Raw genomic sequence first — 16,941 nt, forward strand, 5'->3', positions numbered from 1 at the left:
TTTGGTCCTTTCCGCTCCTGTTCTTCGTCAGATAGCCCGCTATCTTCCTCATCACAGAAGCGAAAATGCCTCAAAAACTCATCCCAAATCAGCGCACGATAAATTCAAAACAGCTTCTTAATATCAAAATAGTAAATTATCAAATCGTAAATTGATTAATCTGTGTAATCTGTGGTGAAAAAAGCGTCAACGCGCTGCCGTAGCATTGCTGAATGCACTGGTCACCTCATCGAAGAAAACCGGGTCGGGATTTGCCTGAAGCAACTGCATCATCAAATCATATACATCGGCATGGCTGTCCAATTTCATCGCCATCTGCAAATCGGCCAATGACTCTTCATACTTGCCGTTGTTCATATAAACTTCCGCACGTGCCTTGTAGTTTTCCACATCCGAAGGAGTCAGGCGGATAGCCTCATCCAAATCTTCTTCCGCTTCGGCGTATGCCTTGGCATTCATCAGCAGCATGCCTCGCGTATAATACGCAAACGCACGATACTCGGTATCCGCTTCGGGTATAAAGCGTAAGCTTTCGTTTACTGCATGGAAAGCCAACTTGGCATCTCCACAAAAATTACAGACCAAAGCCATATAGCAATGGGCATAGCCATTCTCCGGATTGGCGTTCAGTTCGTTAGTCAGATAAGTATAAGCCTGTTCGATATTACCTTCGTTCAAAGCCTCTACTCCTTTTTGATAATCGGCCGTAACCGGACGCTCGAAACCTTTTGCAAAAAGGGAATTTACCGCCAGCAGCCCGCAAATCAATGTTATAATCAGTGTCTTCATGATACCATTAGGTTGTTTTTGATTGTTGGCTGCGAAATTACAAGCTTTTCTCCGAACAACAAATACCTTTTTTTATGTTCTGCATCAGCTTTTTAACACTTTCCTGCTTAATGACCACAAACCTAAGAAGGTCAGCAGCCCGTTGAACATCAACATTTCATAACCGAAAGCATATCCTGTCAGGTAAAAGCATAGGCGGTCGGTGGCATAACACACCAGCGGAGAGAGCAGCGCCACATAAGGAACAAACCGGTCGCGAGGCAACCTGCGGGTAAACATTCCGAAAGCAAACATGCCCAACAGCGGCCCGTACGTATAGGCTGCCAGTACATAAATCGTATCGATAATACTCTGACTGCCTACCGCCTTAAACACCAACATACAGCCGATAAAAACAACAGAAATACCTATATGCACACACCGGCGGATGCGTTGTGCCTTACCCTCCGAAAACTGTCCTACCTCCAGAATGTCAATACAGAAACTGGTGGTCAATGCCGCCAATGCCGAATCGGCACTGGAAAAAGCCGCAGCGATTATGCCGATGGTAAAGAGCACCAGCACCACCGGACCTAAATATCCCTCGGCGGCAAACATCGGAAGAATATCATCCCCCTTGGCTGGCAAGTCTACCCCTAACCGGGAAGAAGCCAGCAACAACAATATCCCCAACACCAGAAACAGGAAATTGACCGGCAAAAACGAGAAACCGTAACAATACATATTCTTCTGCGCCTCCTTCAGGTTGCGGCACGAAAGGTTCTTCTGCATCATATCCTGATCCAGCCCTGTCATAACGATGGTAATGAAAATGCCGCTGAAGAACTGCTTGAAAAAGTTTTGCTTCGAATGCCAGTCGTCGAACACAAAGATACGGCTGTGCGCATTATCCGCCACAGCACCGGCAACCGATGACCAGTCGCCACCGAGCATCGCCACTACCTTGTATATAATAAGGAGTAAAGCCGCCAGCAGGCAGAAGGTCTGCAGGCTATCGGTCCAGACAATGGTACGTATCCCGCTCTTATGCGTGTATAGCCAGATAAGGACTACCGTACCGATGGCAGTCAGCACAAAAGGGACACCGTATGCGTCGAACACATAATGCTGCAAAATCAGACAGACCAAGTACAGACGCGCGGACGCTCCCAGCAATTTAGAGACCAGAAAAAAAGAAGCGCCCGTCTTATAAGAACAGACACCGAAACGTTCTTTCAAATAAGTATAAATGGAAATCAGGTTCAGCCGGTAATAAAGCGGAAGCAGCACATGGGCTATCAGCAGATAACCGACAAAAAAGCCCAGACAGGTCTGCATATACGTCATATCAATGCCCCGCACCATGCCGGGCACCGAAACAAACGTCACGCCCGAAAGCGAAGCCCCTATCATACCGAACGACACAATGTACCACGGCGACTGGCGGTTGCCCCGGAAAAAAGCATCGTTGTCGCTGCTGCGAACCGACGTGATATGCGCCACCAGCAAAAGGATGCCGAAATAAACCGCTATGGTAACAAGGATGAATATGCCGTTCATTGTCATTTCAATCCGTTCAACCGGAGCAGTTCTTCGATTTCTTTCTTGCTGATAGAAGAACGCTCCGCCTTGTCGTAGATGTAAAGCAAGTTGATTTCGGTCTCCTCCACCGCCACCACTACGGTAAAAGAAATAACCCGTGCGCCGCCGCTCTTGCCTTTCCCTTTCGAAGTAATAGCCATCCGAATCTTGCGCAATCCGCCACCAAGGTCTGTGCCGAGGTGAGGATTGGCAAGAAGTTCTTCACTTAGAGAAGCAATATCGGATTTCATCGACATATAACGTTTTCCTAAACGTTTGGCTTCTTTTTCAAACGTATGTTGGAATTTCAATCTATACTTCATCGTCCCAATCTCTCATAAATTCTTCAAAAGTCTTTGATCTCCCTGCCTTCATATCTTTCAGCCCCGCGTCAATCCCCGCGAGAATTTCTTCCTTGCTGATGTACTCGGTCTCTTCTTCCTCCTTGCGGGTGCCTTCCAACAACTTATCGGCAAGCCACACACGGTTCCGTTCGCTGAGCGAAAGCGACTGGATATATTGCCAAAGACTTTCCATGGATGCAGATACTCTCATATTGTTTCCTCCTCATTAATTAACTCAAGGCAAAGATAACGAAATTCACCCAAATCTACGCATAATTTAAGATTTCTTTCGGGCTGCTACCGCCAATAAGACTCCCAAAGCCACACCCAACAAGGCGGCGAACAAGACACGCGCTTCGCTCGGCAACAGGAAAGTAATGGTATGGGCAGGAAACCAAAACAGCGGAATGGTCTTCTTAAATACAAAGTTCCACTGCACATCCCAGTTCAAATGCGTAATGATGCGGGTCATCGGAATCGGCGTTACCAAAGCCCGTACCGAACCGCCACAATCCAATATATGCGTATCGGTTATCTTATGGAACGTCATGAATACAGGAGCGAAAATACTGTTCATCGCTACCGAAATGCAAAAAGCCACCAGTACCTTTGCCGCACAAAACGGACCTGCCATAAAGGAAGAAGCACCGTTCAAGCCAATGTATTCCAATGCCACCGGTACGCCATTGGCAAATACAATCATCGCCAAATTGATTCCCATACCCAATATCCCCCACACTACCGCACGAGGGACAATACCGAAACCCGCTTTCAAATATTTGCCCGAACTCAGACGAAGCCCCAGCAATTCGCCTAAGGTAGACAAAACTGCGAATTTCAAGAAACTCATCACCATACCGTGGGAAGCATTAAACGCTTTATAGCCTTCATACAACGGTTCGAACACAACAAACGGAATGAATATCGCTACAACAATCACGATGAACAGCAAATCAGACTTTTTCATGGCAACTTTACGTGTTTATTTCATTTTACATTAACAAAAGATTCGTTTCGGTCGCCAAGATAAGCAGAAATGTTCAATCTTCCAAATAAATTCCCGTTATTTGAAACGGGATGTATCCACCGCTTCCCGACGCTTCTCCTGATAACCTCCGAATTTCCACGTAAACGATAAGCCTACAGAGCGGTAGCATGAATAATCGTTTGTCACCCACTGGCGGGCGATGCGGACATACGGGTCGATGCCCGCGGTCTCGAAAATATCTTTACACCAAGCCGACAGGATGCAGTTCTTGCCGGCGAAAGCATAACGCAACGCGATGTCCACATTCCCGCTGGCTGGCAAATCATACGTGCCCTGATGCGCTTTGCTGCGCACAAACCCGTTCAGCGTCAGACGCAAGTCCGGACGGGTGGAAAGCATAACCGTATTGTTCCATACCGCCATGCCATAGCAGATGCGGCGGTCGAAAGGCATGTCGTAGAAATCAGCATCCTTTTCGCGCATCCATACGCCTATCAGCGTGAGGCGCGAATCGAGCCATTTCTTTATCTTGAACGGAAGGGAAGCCTGAATGCCCGCCTGACGCTGGAAATCAAAATTCAGATAACGGTAAATCTCCACCAAGCGTTCGGGCGACTGGTAAAGCGTCTGCGTGGCATAATCTTCCGTATGACTGAACCAGGCAGAAAAGATATACTTCGATTTCAAGACATACACCAACCTCACATCGTAATCTTTCGAAGGCTTCAGCAACGGATTGCCCTGCACTTCCGAATAACCTCCGCCCAGATAAGACACCGCATCCTGCACCGCCCAGTAACCGGGATAACGCTTGTCGCTGCTGAAAGAAAGCTGCACGATATGGCTGGCGGAAGGTTTATACGTAGCCGTCAGATTCGGATACCAACTCCATTCGTCCCACACCGGAGTCCGGTAACGCTCGGCTGCCAGCGAAAAGTCTACCGACAAGTCTTCGCCGAACGACTTGCTGAAGCCCGCATATACGTTCAGCGTCTGTTCCCTCCGGCGCGAATCCATGTCCGAAGGCAATCCTTCATTCCCCGAATAACGCTGGTACGAATTGTCCACACTCGTAGAATACACCGCTCCATAGTTCAGCCCCCAGCCGTGCTTCAGCTGATGTTCTTGCGACACGTAGAACTTCCAGGCATTGATGCGTTGCGCGTCTTCGGTGTAAAAGTCCATACTCGTTCCGTCCATTTCGCTGACAAGACGTTGGCTGCCCGGCGCATGATACCACGTAAACTCCGCGCCAGCCTTCAGTCCGAACGGCGCCTGATAGTCCAGCCGTCCGTTGTGCAGCCACGCTTCCTGATTGCCCAGCGTCGTCGCCGTCTGTGTGCCTGTGGTATATTGGTTATAATGGCTGGTGTCGTAACTTCCATTATAAACAAAGTCCAAGGAATGATTTTCGGCGAACCGGTAACCGGCGCCGAGGCGGAACGTATGCGTATGGTTCCGTCCGTGCCCCCTCTCGTGGTTCCGGACAGAATAAGCCTCACCCTCCGCCTCCTGCCAGTGGCGTGCCTCTTTGTCAGTGGTATGATAGCTCTCGCCGTGCGCATGCGAATAAAGGAAATCCGCCGAAAGCTTTCCTCCGTTATATAATAAGGAGGCACGCTCCTCGAACGAAGCCTCGTGCCGTTGGTCGTACTTGGCGAACGCCTCACCCTGCACCGAGCCGGGGTCGCCGATACGGTGGCGCAGGCGGACGTTTATCAACGCACCCCTCACCTGATAACGCGCCGGAGCATTGTACATCACTTCCACCCGCTCGATACGGCTGGCAGGCATTGACTTGAGCAACGAATAAAGTTGTCCGGCACTCATATTCGTCACTTTCCCGTCCAGCACGACGGTCACGCCCCGTGCGCCCAACGTCAGCCCGCCGTTCATCTCCACCACGCCCGGAAGTTCCTTCAAGGCATCATATACATTGTCTATCGGTTTCTGTGCTATCATCCGCGGCAGGTCGTATTCCAACCGTCCGGGCAATGCCTTCACTACGGGACGCTCGCCCTCCACCATGACTTCGGGCAACGCCTGAAAGAGGCTGTCCGCCTGCACGTCTCCCGTCAGCAGGCTGTCCGCCCGCTCTTGCGCCGGAAGCTTTGCTCCGAAAGCCGCCAGCCATAAAATCAGAATCAGTTGTCTCATCGTTTTTCCGTTTTTTATATTGAACGCAGAGGCGCAAAGACACGGAGGAGATAAACTCTGCGATTCTGCGTCTCTGCGTTCCATTCCATTTTTCGTATCTACTTATAATCTGATGCGGCAAAGTTCGGCATTCGAGACGGAATCCGCCCTATCCTCCGGCTTACCGAGTGTTACCGGAAGTGTTATTTAGTCTTACCATATCCGTTCCATAATATAAAAAGGTGTATCTTTGTCCCTGCGAAAGCTTCCCCACAGTGTGGGCGGCAAATCGCAACGTGCGAAAGCTTCCCCACAGTGTGGGCGGCAAATCGCAACGTGCGAAAGCTTCCCCACGGCGTGGGCACGAAATCGCAAGATGCGAAAGCTTCCCCACGACGTGGGCACGAAATCGCAACGCGCGAAAGCTTCCCCACGGCGTGGGCACGAAATCGCAGCGTGCGAAAGCTTCCCCACGGCGTGGGCACGAAATCGCAAGCCTGCGAAAGCTTCCCCACGGCGTGGGCACGAAATCGCAAGGAAAAAACGAATCAAAAAAGACTGACGCATGAAACTGCCCCTGAAATACATCGCCCTGCTGGTCATCCTCTCGCTAACGGGCGTATTCGCCTACCAAGCCTATTGGCTGACCAACCTTTACCGCACCCAACGCAGCCAAATGGAAAGGAACATCCGCGAAGCCATGCGCATGAGCGATTACAACGAAATGATTGTGCGCGTCAGGCGGCTGCAGAACGACTCGTCGGTACAGACCGAAGTGACCGTCTCGACCGGATACGACAACGAACGGGCGTTTACGAAGACGCATACCATCCGGAGCGTCAGGCAGGGCGACAGCACCCGCATCTCCATCTGGGAACGCGACGCCTCCGATACCGCCCGTACCCCACAAGCCGCCCTGCAAGCCAATATGGCTTCCATCCTTTTCGAAAAGAAGAACTCGACCGCCGAGCTTGCCTCCAACTTCCAGCAAGGGCTGCACGCAGGCATGGACCTATTGAACGAGCCTGATTTCGCCGTTTTCGACAGCCTGCTGAGAAGGGAGCTTCACCGCATCGGCATCGATGCGCCCTACCGGCTGATGTACCTGCACCGGGGAAGCAGCGTTGATTCGAGCTATACGTTCACCGACACACTTGCCGTAGAAGGCACCGCCGGCTACCGCCCTTCCCCGCAAGCCGTCACCTACAGTTACAGCTACGACATGCACGGGCATTGGAACTACCTCCTCATCCTGGAGCCGACCGAAAGCCTCGTGCTCGCCCAAATGGCAGGCATCCTGACTGCCTCGGCATTGATACTGGCCATTCTGGGACTGTCGTTCGGGTTCCTCATCCGCACCCTCCTGCGCCAAAAGACGCTGGAAGAAATGACAAGCGACTTCACCAACAACATCACCCACGAACTGAAGACCCCCATCGCCGTGGCATACGCCGCCAGCGATGCCTTGCTCAACTTCGACTCCGGAACAGACCCGGCGAAACGCGCACGCTACCTGCGCATCTGCCAGGAACAATTACGGAGACTGAGCGGGCTGGTGGAACAGATACTCGGCATGTCAATGGAACGGCGCAAGACTTTCCGCCTGCATCCGGAAACCTTCACCCCTCAGGAAGTCATCGCGCCGCTCATCGAACAGCATAAGCTGAAAGCGGACAAGCCCGCCGGCATTACCCTCCGCATCGAGCCGGAGAACCTCACCGTATACGCCGACCGCACGCATTTCAGCAACATCGTGAGCAACCTGCTGGACAACGCCGTGAAGTATTCGCCCGGCGAGGCACAGATTGACATAACCTGCCGCGAAGACAACGGCTGGTTCGTCCTCTCCGTCCGCGACCAAGGCATCGGCATCCCGCACGACAAGCTGCGCCACATATTCGACAAATTCTACCGCGTACCGACCGGAAACCTGCACGACGCGAAGGGCTACGGGCTGGGACTGTATTACGTAAAAGCCCTGACCGAGAAGCACGGAGGTACGGTGGAAGTAAGAAGCGAGCCGGAACGGGGAAGCGAATTCACGATTAAATTAAGAATGAAGAATTAAAGATGAAGAATAGAGAAGCAATAATCGATGTACTGCTGGTGGAAGACGAGGAGACACTCGCCCTTATCATCAAGGACACGCTGGAAGGGCAAGGCTTCGCTATCCGTTTGGCGGAAAACGGGGAAGAAGGAATCGAAAAGTTCTTCGGCCAAAAGCCGGACGTGGTAGTGGCAGACGTAATGATGCCCCGCATGGACGGATTTGAAATGGTGCGCCGCATCCGGCGCAAGGACAAGCAGACACCCGTGCTCTTCCTTACCGCCCGTTCCGCCACGAGCGATGTGGTGGAAGGTTTCGAATTAGGGGGAAACGATTACCTGAAGAAACCGTTCGGGATGCAGGAACTTATCGTGCGCATCAAAGCCCTCTTGGGACGGGCTTCCAACTATTCCGCCCCGGAAAAGCAAACGTCCGTAACAGAATTCGAAATAGGCAGGTACCGCTTCAACGCCATCACCCAACGCCTCTCCTACCTCGGAAACGAGACCGAACTTTCTTACCGCGAAAGCGAAATCTTGCGCCGCCTCTGCGAAAACCGGAACGAAGTGACCCTGATGCAAGACATCCTGATTGAGTTATGGGGCAACGATACGTTCTTCAACCAGCGCAGCCTGCACGTATTCATCACCAAACTCCGCCACAAGCTCTCGCGCGACGAGCGCATCCGCATCGTAAATGTCCGAGGCATCGGGTACAAACTCATCATCAACTGAAAAAGCCCACAATCACACAGACAACCAATCGCCACCCGCGAAACTTCCAGCCGCTTGAGGAGTTTCAACAGGCTGAAACTGCAGTTTTCACCGGTTAAAACCATCGTTTCAGCCTGACAAAAGCCGCAAGGCAACAGGCTGCGTTTGAAAGTTTTCCTTGCCGCATCGCTTAAAGAAGCCGGATTTTTCGTACATTTGCGCCTCGGAAACAGATAAGGAAATTAGAAACGATGAACCAACAATATCCGTCCGCATTACTCGAAAAGGCAGTAGACGAATTTGCCAAGCTGCCCGGCATCGGCCGAAAGACCGCCATGAGGCTGGTGCTCTACCTGCTTCGGCAAGACACGCAGGCAGTGGAATCGTTCGGCAATGCGCTCATCCGGCTGAAACATGAAGTGAAGTATTGCAAGGTGTGCCACAACATTTCGGACACGGACGTCTGCCAGATTTGCTCCAATCCCTCGCGCGATGCCTCGACCATCTGCGTGGTAGAAAACATCCGCGACGTAATGGCAATCGAAAACACCCAGCAATACCGCGGACTATACCACGTGCTGGGCGGAGTCATCTCGCCGATGGACGGCATCGGTCCCTCGGACCTGCAGATAGAAAGCCTGGTGGAACGGGTGAAGGCAGGCACCGTGTCGGAAGTCATCCTGGCGCTCAGCTCGACCATGGAGGGCGACACAACCAATTTTTACATCTTCCGCAAACTGGCACCCTACAACGTGAAACTGACCATCATCGCCCGGGGCATCTCCATCGGCGACGAGCTGGAATATACCGATGAGGTCACGCTGGGACGCTCCATCGCCAACCGGATTGTGTTCACGGGCACCACGATTTGAATTTACGATTTAACGATTTACGATTTTACGATTTATGGAAAAAGAACTGAAACGCCTGATACGGATATTGAAAGCCGAATATGCCCTGATGTGGGTGCTGACTGTGTTGCTCGCCGCGCTATATGAATGCGACATCTTGCCTCAAGGGCTTTTTGCAGGCGATGCCCAAATGGAATACATCATGCAGGTAACCAGCATCCTGCTCACGATATGCCTCATCCCCCTGTCGCTGCGCCTCTTCAACCAGTCATTAACGCGCTACGTATCGCTTTTGCCTCTTCCGGAGGCCTTGAAAAGTTACCGCCGCTGGAGCGAAATCCGTATCGCCTTGCTATTAGTGCTTGCACTCATCGATTTGTCCGCATACTATTGGACGATGAACACAACCGGACTGCTATGTGCCGGCATGACCGTCATAGCGTCCTTATTTTGCATTCCAAGCAAGCAACGGCTCTTAAACGAACTTCAACTATCAGATATATCCAAACAACAATGAAGCTGGCACAGCCCTTACATACCGGAACAATCCTTCTTCGGGCCCCCGAGCCCGAAGACATCGATGAAATGCTTTCATTCGAAAACGATGAAAGCTTATGGGAAAACAGTTGTACCACGGGTCCCTACTCCCGTTATCAATTAAAGAAATACATTGCCGAAAACCAGAACAATCTCTTCGCCGACGGACAACTCAGGCTGATGATTGAACACGCTTCAGGAAATGTGGCAGGCATTGTAGACCTTTTCTCATTCGACGCACGCCATAAACGTGCAGAAATAGGGATTGTAATAAAAGAGAGCTACCGCCGGCAAGACATCGCATACAATGCCCTCAGCTTATTGGAAAGACATTGTTTCCATTTGCTCGGCATCCATCAACTTTATGCTTATATCCGGACAGACAATACCGCCTGCCTGAATTTATTCAAAAAATTAGGATATACATTCAGCGCTACACTAAAAGATTGGATATATACAAGCAGGGGATATAAAGACATTTGCATCGCGCAAAAACTTCAAATCAATTACACGAAGGATATTGAGGGTAAGTAGCCCATAAACGATAAGGATTTCCCAAATCGTTCATGCTGTTGAACCAAAGGTCACGGTAATTTTCATCCAGCAGATGGCATTTGTCGGTCTCCCCTACCATCCACGAATCGTCATCAATTTCTTTTTCCAATTGTTTATATGCCCACCCGGCATACCCGGAAAAGAAACGGACATATCCTTCAATCGGATTTCCATTTAATATGTATTGTTGAAGAGCTGTAAAGTCACCGTTCAGGTAAAGCCCATTTCCTAAATTCAATGCTCCTTCCAGATTACCCAATACATGCAAAAAGAAAATCGTATCCCGATCTACAGGCCCTCCTTTAAAAACAGGAATAACAGGCATCGAAGCTAATCTAGGAACCAATTGGTTCAGTGAAACATGGTATCTGAAGTTTTTATTCATCACAATACCCATACTTCCTTCAATATTGTGTGTAACCATTAAAATGACTGAGCGTGCAAAATGATAGTCATACAATAGTGGAGAAGCAATAAGAATACTTCCCGCATGTGGAAGCGCCTTATTTGAATGTACTTGGAAAATGCGCATATCCATATAACTTCCTTTTTAATGCCTAAATATAACTCTTATTCTTAGAAAATAAAAACTTTCCCACCTTTTTCTGAAAATATTCTTCAAATATTTGGCAATTCCAAATTTTGTAGTAACTTTGCACCCGCAATCGAGAGAGATAGCAACGAAAGAAAAACAAAATGGTGCGTTAGTTCAGTTGGTTAGAATACATGCCTGTCACGCATGGGGTCACGGGTTCGAGTCCCGTACGCACCGCAACTCGAAAAAGCAAAATTAGGAAAAGCTCTGATTCCCAACGGAATTAGGGCTTTTTTATTGGTTTTCGGGCGGCAAAAAATAGCGTTTTGAAGAAGTTATGAGGGGCAAATTCAGGGTCCTTTTTAGGGTCACTGAAAAAAGCACCTGAAATGTATTATACTTCGCTGATTTTCATATTCTTGCATAGGATTTACCTGTTCCCTATTTTGCTAATTTTGTAACGCTAAAAACAAGGTGAAATGAAACAGGATTCAATGAAGATTTTGTTCTTCATCCGCAAGAGCAGGCTGAAGAAAAACGGCGAGGCTCCGGTGTTCCTCCGGATAACCATCAACGGACAACAGGATGAGATACGCATCCAACGCTCTGTCCCAATCAATCTGTGGAATAACCTGAAGGGATGCAGCAAGGGAAAGGATCGTGTGTCCTTGGAACTGAACAGCTACATAGAGGCTCTGAAAGTACGGCTGTACCAAATCCATAAGGAACTGCTCTGCCGGGATGCGCTGATTACTCCCAGAAACATGCTGGTCAAACTGTTCTCTAAGGAGGAACGGCATTTGGTTGTAGAAACAATGAAAAAGTGTATTGATGACTGGCGCTCTCTTATCGGGCAGGAATACCAGCCGTCTACTATCTCCCGCTATGACAACTGCTATGAATCGCTGAAAACAGTAGTAAAGGAATTCTATAAAAAGGAGGACATCACGTTCTACGAACTGAACGGGGAATTCATCGACACGTTTGAAATGCACCTGCGGACAGAGAGAAAACTCTCGCAGAATACGCTCACCAAATACATGAGCTGCTTCCGCAAGGTGTTGGGCATAGCCAGGGATAACGGCTGGCTGAACTTTGATCCGCTGGTGGGTAAACGGAAACGGCTGTTCAAGAAGGAAGAGACATGCCCGACTTTCCTCACACTGGACGAATTGCAACGAATCATGGAGAAGGAGTTTTCAACGGCACGGCTGAACCATGTGAAGGACTTCTTCCTGTTCTGCTGTTATACCGGGCTCTCGTACATAGACGTGAGTACCCTGCGGCCCATACACCTGTACAGGGACAACAACGGAAAGCTGTGGATACACAAGTCGAGGGTGAAAATCACGACGAACAAGGAAACCTGTACGAGTAATGTGCCGTTGCTACCGCCTGCCATCGCTATTCTGGAGAAATACAAGGGGTGGAATGAAAAGGATCCGGACGCACCTTGCCTGCCCATCCCGTCGAATCAGAAGATGAACGAATATTTGAAGGAAATAGCTACCTTGTGCGATATAAAGAAACGCCTGACCGTCCATGTGAGCCGGCACACCTTCGCGACCACGGTGACGCTCGCCAACCACGTGGCCATCCAGAACGTGTCGAAAATGCTGGGACATTCGTCCACACGTATGACCCAGCATTACGCACGGGTGCTTGACAACAGTATCATGGAGGACATGAAGGGAGTGGCTGGAATATTCCGCTAAATGTTTCATGAAGTCTGAAATGCTTCTCAACCGGCTGGTCTTATAACAAAACCAGAAAGGATTGTTTCTCGTAATGACAATCCTTTCTGGCTTTATATCTCTCTACCTGAAAGCTTCCCGCCTGTTCTCTACAAGCAGTTTCTCTATGTCTGCTTCCCGATACAGAATTTTACCGCCTATTTGATAAAACGGGATTTTTCCTGTATTACGATATTCCTGTAACGTGCGTTTTGTCAATTTCAAATGCTGTGCCAGTTCGGTGTCAGTCAGAAAACTTTCTCCATTCAATATCGGTCGCATATTGGTTTCCAGCATGTCGAGTAAAGCAGATAAATGCTTCATGTCCTGGAAAAACGCAATAGCCTGCGGATCGTCACGCATTATAACTTTACTCATCCTTCGGACTCCTTTCTCGATTTACGTCTACAGCCTGTCATTCCTAATAATCTCATAATATCGTGCTCCTGATAATAGGTCCTGCGGTCAATCTGGGTGTAAGACAAAGTACCGTTGCTACGCAAAGATTGCAAGGTTCGTGGCGAGATATGCAATATGGCGCATACTTCCTGATTGTCCAGCCATTTGTTCAGTCGCTTGGGCAAATGTCTTTGAGACAACATTTCCACTTTCTTCTTGAGCAATTCCAAAGCCATGCGCATATCTTCAAATGTTTTAGCCTCTATACATACAAATTCCATACATCTCATTTTTAGGTCAGACAAATATAGCATTTGTAACCGTATTGCCAAAATGCATGTCGGCAACTGGCTGCCAATGGCATCAAATGTCATAACAAATTCACTCAATTGAAATTTTTCAAGCGGCTACAATGCTCCCTTTTAAGCGTATGCTCGCCTGCGTGAATCTAAATATTCACTAAAAACATCTATCCCAAGCGGGGAGTTTATCAAATAATCTCTATTTTAGTCCGTCGTAATATCTAATCTTACCCAAAGGCATGAATGATTTTATCCTGACCCTATTGATAAACGGAGGCGTAGTCTTATGCATTGTTGGGCTATGGGCTTATGCCAGATACTGGCGGCGAAAGGCGGCAAAGGCATTCCTCCAGCATGCGGTGGCCTGCTACAAGAAAGAAGACAGGGAAGAGTTAGCCGGACAAGCCGTGATGGCCGGGAGCAGACATGCCGGTTTGTTGTATGCGCTGACGTGCCCGGAACGGTTTGACATCGTACGGCCGATGCGGGCTTTCCGTTTCGGGAAAATACGTTGCATGTGTGCCGGCTATTATTTTCCCCAACGCTATGAAAGCTGGCTGAGGGATGATCAGGCAGATTTTGTACAGGATGTGTATGCCTTTAAGGACGGGGAAGAACCATGTGAAGACTATTTCTCACAAGCATTTGAAATTCTTTCTGTCAATGAGAATGTGACAGCGGTATTCATGCCCTGCAGTACCTCTGAACGGTATTACAGACGTTTCGCAAAAATAGCCCGCTATTTGGAACGGCATGGCTATGCTATGTCCGGACTTCATCTGATAGGAATCATTAGGAACCGGGAAAGCAAGCACACTGCCGCCCAACGGTCGAGCGTTGATACGTCGAACTACTCCATGTCGCTGGCATTGCAAGGAAAAAAGGTGGTAATTGTAGATGACCTTCTCACTACGGGAAGCAGCCTGACCGGATTTGCCCGGAATTTGGAACGAATTGGCGCGGAAGTGATCGGAGCGGTATTTCTTGCCCGTACATTTCAGGTCCCGTCATGGACGAAGGTTCGCTGGACGGTATGGAAAAGACATGTTTTGCCTCAGTGGATAAAGGCATAACGGATTATTTTGCCAACTGAGGGTAAATAACGTGAGTTCGATATAATTCAAAACATAGTAAGTTGCCCGTCCTTGACAAAACACAGGTCAATGGCGGGTTTCATTTCAAAGAAACAGTATGCCGCTATGGCAGATAGTGAATTGGCAATGAAGTTATTGAAGGAACGGTGTCTGGAGTGTTCAATCTGTGCGATATTCTTCAACTCATCATTGACCGTTTCTATCAAAGCTCGCTTTCTCAGCAGGATTTTGTCCGCTACGCTCATCAGGGAATTTTTCATATTGTTCTTCACTTTGGTTATCAGCTGTATGCCGCTCGTGAAAAGATTCTCGAACAGTGCCTGACCGATGTACCCTTTGTCCGCACAGAGCTTTCCCTTTATATTTTTTAGGGACCTGGTTTGTTTCAACGGCTCACGGTCATCCACATTTCCGGGCGTGAACATAAAGTTAAGGATTTCCCCTTTGTCGTTGATAATCAAATGCAGTTTGAAGCCAAAGAACCATTCCATGGAGCATTTCCCACGTTCTGCAAGTCCCTCAAAAGTCTTGTGAATCAATATGCGTTGATTAAGACATACACGCAACGGGGTGGAATCAACAAAACTGATACCGGTATAAGTACCCAGCAAGACTTCCTTGATGAAAACAGTCAGCTGTAACAGGACTTCCTTCTCCAGTTCCACAAAACGGTTGTAGGACACACGTCTGGGGAAGAGGTGACTCAAGTGCTTGCAGACATATTCCTTGTAATAATGCTTGAAACATCGGAAACCTCCCGAGTGGAACAGAATGAGGATGACCATGATTTCCGTATCGCTCATTCGGTTCGGCTTGTTCCGGTGCTTATGATTCTTGTCTTCAACCATGTATTTTTCCTGCACTTTGGCAAATTCTTTGCAAAAATCATCCGCCATGCAATAAATTTCCGTAAATTTAGCCTCTGAGAACATAGTGGTAATCGTTTAAATGTTATAATTTAATACTTTTATCGCTATGTTCCTAATTTTCAAATGAATAATTTTATTCCTTATATCGAACTCACGTTAAATAATTGAATCTACGGCCTAAAGAATTGCACAGGTATCATTGAAGTGATGAAAAATTTATGTCAGAGTTCAAACTTTGTATGGCAATAATTTAACATGAGTTCCACATAATTCAAAACATTGTAAGCTGCCCGTCCTTGACAAAATCCAGGTCAATGGCGGGTTTCTTTTCAAAGAAGCAGTATGCAGCTATGGCGGAGAGCGAATTAGCAATGAAATTATTGAAGGAACGGTGTCTGGAGGGTTCTATCTGTGCGATGTTCTTCAACTCATCATTGACTGTTTCTATCAAAGCCCGTTTTCTCAACAGAATTTTGTCCGCTACGCTCATTAGGGAATTCTTCATGTTGTTCTTCACTTTAGTTATCAGCTGTATACCATTAAGGAAGAGATTCTCGAATAAGGCTTGTTCGATATATTCCTTGTCCGCACATAATTTTCCTTTGATGTTCTCTAGAAACTTACCCTGTTTCAATGGCTCACGGTCATCCACATTGCCCGGAGTGAACATGAAATTGAGAATCTCACCCTTGCCATTGATTATCAGATGCAACTTGAATCCGAAAAACCAACCCATGGAACATTTTCCATGTTCGGCAAGCCCTTCAAAGGTCTTATGAATCAAGATTCTTTGGTTGCGACATACACGTAAAGGAGTAGAGTCAACAAAACTGATACCTGTGCAAGTTCCCAGCAATACCTCCTTGATGAAAACGGTCAGCTGCAACAGGACTTCCTTCTCCAGTTCCACAAAACGGTTATAAGACACACGTCTGGGAAAGAGGTACGCCAGATGCTTGCAGACATATTCTTTGTAATAATGCTTGAAACATCTGAAACCTCCCGAATGGAACAGAATCAGAATGACTATGATTTCCATATCGTTCATTCGGTTTAACTTGTTCCGATGCTTATGATTCCTGTCTTTAACCATGTATTTTTCCTGTACTTTGGCAAATTCTTTGCAAAAGTCATCCGCCATACAATAAATTTCCGTAACTTTATCCTCTAAGAACATAGTGGTAATCGTTTAAATGTTATAATTAGTCACTATAAATTTAATACTCTTATCACTATGTTCCTAATTTTCAAAGAAATAATTTTATTTCTTATATCGAACTCATGTTATTTTAGATAAATGCTTATCTTTGCATTAGAAAACATATTGTGTGTAAATAAAGTCTTCATAGTCCTGTTGATTTTTATGTATTAATAGGAAGATTTGACTAAGTTTATTTGAAACAAAATGAAGAATAATAAATGCGCTTTAGGTTTAAAGAAACTATTTGTTTTAAATATCCTGATGCTTGAAGAATTGATGTTACTCAAA

The 16,941-nt window shown here is 47.8% G+C and carries 18 protein-coding genes and 1 tRNA gene; 8 read left to right on the plus strand and 11 right to left on the minus strand.

The window, feature by feature from the left end:
• Nucleotides 1-186: 186 nt before the first annotated feature.
• The 6 genes from BACSA_RS05125 to BACSA_RS05150 all read right to left on the minus strand — a co-directional run bounded on the left by BACSA_RS05125 (nt 187) and on the right by BACSA_RS05150 (nt 5,838).
• Nucleotides 187-789 carry a tetratricopeptide repeat protein gene (locus BACSA_RS05125; RefSeq protein WP_013617055.1) on the minus strand — a complete coding sequence of 201 codons (603 nt, stop codon included), beginning with the start codon at nt 787-789 and terminating at the stop codon, nt 187-189.
• Between the two features lie 84 nt (nt 790-873).
• Nucleotides 874-2,328 carry a sodium:solute symporter gene (locus BACSA_RS05130; protein WP_041584236.1) on the minus strand — a complete coding sequence of 485 codons (1,455 nt, stop codon included), beginning with the start codon at nt 2,326-2,328 and terminating at the stop codon, nt 874-876.
• A 2-nt stretch (nt 2,329-2,330) separates the two neighbouring features.
• Nucleotides 2,331-2,672, minus strand: coding sequence for a type II toxin-antitoxin system RelE/ParE family toxin (locus tag BACSA_RS05135; protein WP_013617057.1), 342 nt, complete (start codon nt 2,670-2,672; stop codon nt 2,331-2,333).
• Nucleotides 2,662-2,904: a hypothetical protein gene (locus BACSA_RS05140; protein WP_013617058.1), complete on the minus strand. Its 243-nt coding sequence runs from the start codon at nt 2,902-2,904 to the stop codon at nt 2,662-2,664. Before BACSA_RS05140 ends, BACSA_RS05135 begins: the two co-directional genes overlap by 11 nt.
• Before the next feature lie 66 nt (nt 2,905-2,970).
• The gene (locus tag BACSA_RS05145; protein WP_013617059.1) at nt 2,971-3,660 is read right to left on the minus strand and encodes a hypothetical protein; all 690 of its coding nucleotides are present in this window, start codon (nt 3,658-3,660) and stop codon (nt 2,971-2,973) included.
• Nucleotides 3,661-3,756: 96 nt separating this feature from the next.
• The gene (locus BACSA_RS05150) at nt 3,757-5,838 is read right to left on the minus strand and encodes a TonB-dependent receptor (RefSeq protein WP_013617060.1); all 2,082 of its coding nucleotides are present in this window, start codon (nt 5,836-5,838) and stop codon (nt 3,757-3,759) included.
• 544 nt (nt 5,839-6,382) lie between these two features.
• Here BACSA_RS05150 and BACSA_RS05160 point away from each other — a divergent pair.
• The 5 genes from BACSA_RS05160 (at nt 6,383) to BACSA_RS05180 (ending at nt 10,499) form a co-directional block, all read left to right on the plus strand.
• Nucleotides 6,383-7,885 carry a sensor histidine kinase gene (locus BACSA_RS05160; protein WP_013617061.1) on the plus strand — a complete coding sequence of 501 codons (1,503 nt, stop codon included), beginning with the start codon at nt 6,383-6,385 and terminating at the stop codon, nt 7,883-7,885.
• Nucleotides 7,886-7,887: 2 nt separating this feature from the next.
• Nucleotides 7,888-8,598 carry a response regulator transcription factor gene (locus tag BACSA_RS05165; RefSeq protein WP_013617062.1) on the plus strand — a complete coding sequence of 237 codons (711 nt, stop codon included), beginning with the start codon at nt 7,888-7,890 and terminating at the stop codon, nt 8,596-8,598.
• A gap of 230 nt (nt 8,599-8,828) precedes the next feature.
• Nucleotides 8,829-9,449 (plus strand): recombination mediator RecR, encoded by a 621-nt coding sequence (recR, locus tag BACSA_RS05170; RefSeq protein ID WP_013617063.1) that lies wholly within the window; start codon nt 8,829-8,831, stop codon nt 9,447-9,449.
• A gap of 34 nt (nt 9,450-9,483) precedes the next feature.
• Nucleotides 9,484-9,945 carry a hypothetical protein gene (locus BACSA_RS05175; protein ID WP_013617064.1) on the plus strand — a complete coding sequence of 154 codons (462 nt, stop codon included), beginning with the start codon at nt 9,484-9,486 and terminating at the stop codon, nt 9,943-9,945.
• Nucleotides 9,942-10,499 carry a GNAT family N-acetyltransferase gene (locus tag BACSA_RS05180; RefSeq protein ID WP_013617065.1) on the plus strand — a complete coding sequence of 186 codons (558 nt, stop codon included), beginning with the start codon at nt 9,942-9,944 and terminating at the stop codon, nt 10,497-10,499. Before BACSA_RS05175 ends, BACSA_RS05180 begins: the two co-directional genes overlap by 4 nt.
• Here BACSA_RS05180 and BACSA_RS05185 read toward each other — a convergent pair.
• Nucleotides 10,468-11,058 (minus strand): YqgE/AlgH family protein, encoded by a 591-nt coding sequence (locus BACSA_RS05185; protein WP_013617066.1) that lies wholly within the window; start codon nt 11,056-11,058, stop codon nt 10,468-10,470. The genes BACSA_RS05180 and BACSA_RS05185 overlap by 32 nt on opposite strands.
• Before the next feature lie 160 nt (nt 11,059-11,218).
• Here BACSA_RS05185 and BACSA_RS05190 point away from each other — a divergent pair.
• Together BACSA_RS05190 and BACSA_RS05195 are read left to right on the plus strand one after the other, a co-directional pair.
• Nucleotides 11,219-11,292, plus strand: a tRNA-Asp gene (locus tag BACSA_RS05190).
• A 242-nt stretch (nt 11,293-11,534) separates the two neighbouring features.
• Nucleotides 11,535-12,770 (plus strand): site-specific integrase, encoded by a 1,236-nt coding sequence (locus tag BACSA_RS05195; protein WP_013617067.1) that lies wholly within the window; start codon nt 11,535-11,537, stop codon nt 12,768-12,770.
• A 102-nt stretch (nt 12,771-12,872) separates the two neighbouring features.
• Here BACSA_RS05195 and BACSA_RS05200 read toward each other — a convergent pair whose 3' ends face one another.
• Both BACSA_RS05200 and BACSA_RS05205 read right to left on the minus strand, forming a co-directional pair.
• Nucleotides 12,873-13,166, minus strand: coding sequence for a helix-turn-helix domain-containing protein (locus BACSA_RS05200; RefSeq protein ID WP_013617068.1), 294 nt, complete (start codon nt 13,164-13,166; stop codon nt 12,873-12,875).
• The gene (locus BACSA_RS05205; protein WP_013617069.1) at nt 13,163-13,468 is read right to left on the minus strand and encodes a helix-turn-helix domain-containing protein; all 306 of its coding nucleotides are present in this window, start codon (nt 13,466-13,468) and stop codon (nt 13,163-13,165) included. The genes BACSA_RS05200 and BACSA_RS05205 overlap by 4 nt, the downstream gene beginning before the upstream one ends.
• A gap of 260 nt (nt 13,469-13,728) precedes the next feature.
• Here BACSA_RS05205 and BACSA_RS05210 point away from each other — a divergent pair, with 260 nt between their 5' ends.
• Nucleotides 13,729-14,562: a phosphoribosyltransferase gene (locus BACSA_RS05210; protein ID WP_013617070.1), complete on the plus strand. Its 834-nt coding sequence runs from the start codon at nt 13,729-13,731 to the stop codon at nt 14,560-14,562.
• A gap of 47 nt (nt 14,563-14,609) precedes the next feature.
• On the opposite strand, the gene BACSA_RS05215 is transcribed toward BACSA_RS05210, so the two are convergent.
• Nucleotides 14,610-15,515: an IS982 family transposase gene (locus BACSA_RS05215; protein ID WP_013617071.1), complete on the minus strand. Its 906-nt coding sequence runs from the start codon at nt 15,513-15,515 to the stop codon at nt 14,610-14,612.
• Between the two features lie 208 nt (nt 15,516-15,723).
• Nucleotides 15,724-16,629, minus strand: a complete 906-nt coding sequence (locus BACSA_RS05220; RefSeq protein WP_013617072.1) for an IS982 family transposase — start codon at nt 16,627-16,629, stop codon at nt 15,724-15,726.
• Between the last annotated feature and the right edge of the window lie 312 nt (nt 16,630-16,941).

Origin of the sequence: Phocaeicola salanitronis DSM 18170, assembly GCF_000190575.1 — a bacterium.
Classification (GTDB): Bacteria; Bacteroidota; Bacteroidia; order Bacteroidales; family Bacteroidaceae; genus Phocaeicola; species Phocaeicola salanitronis.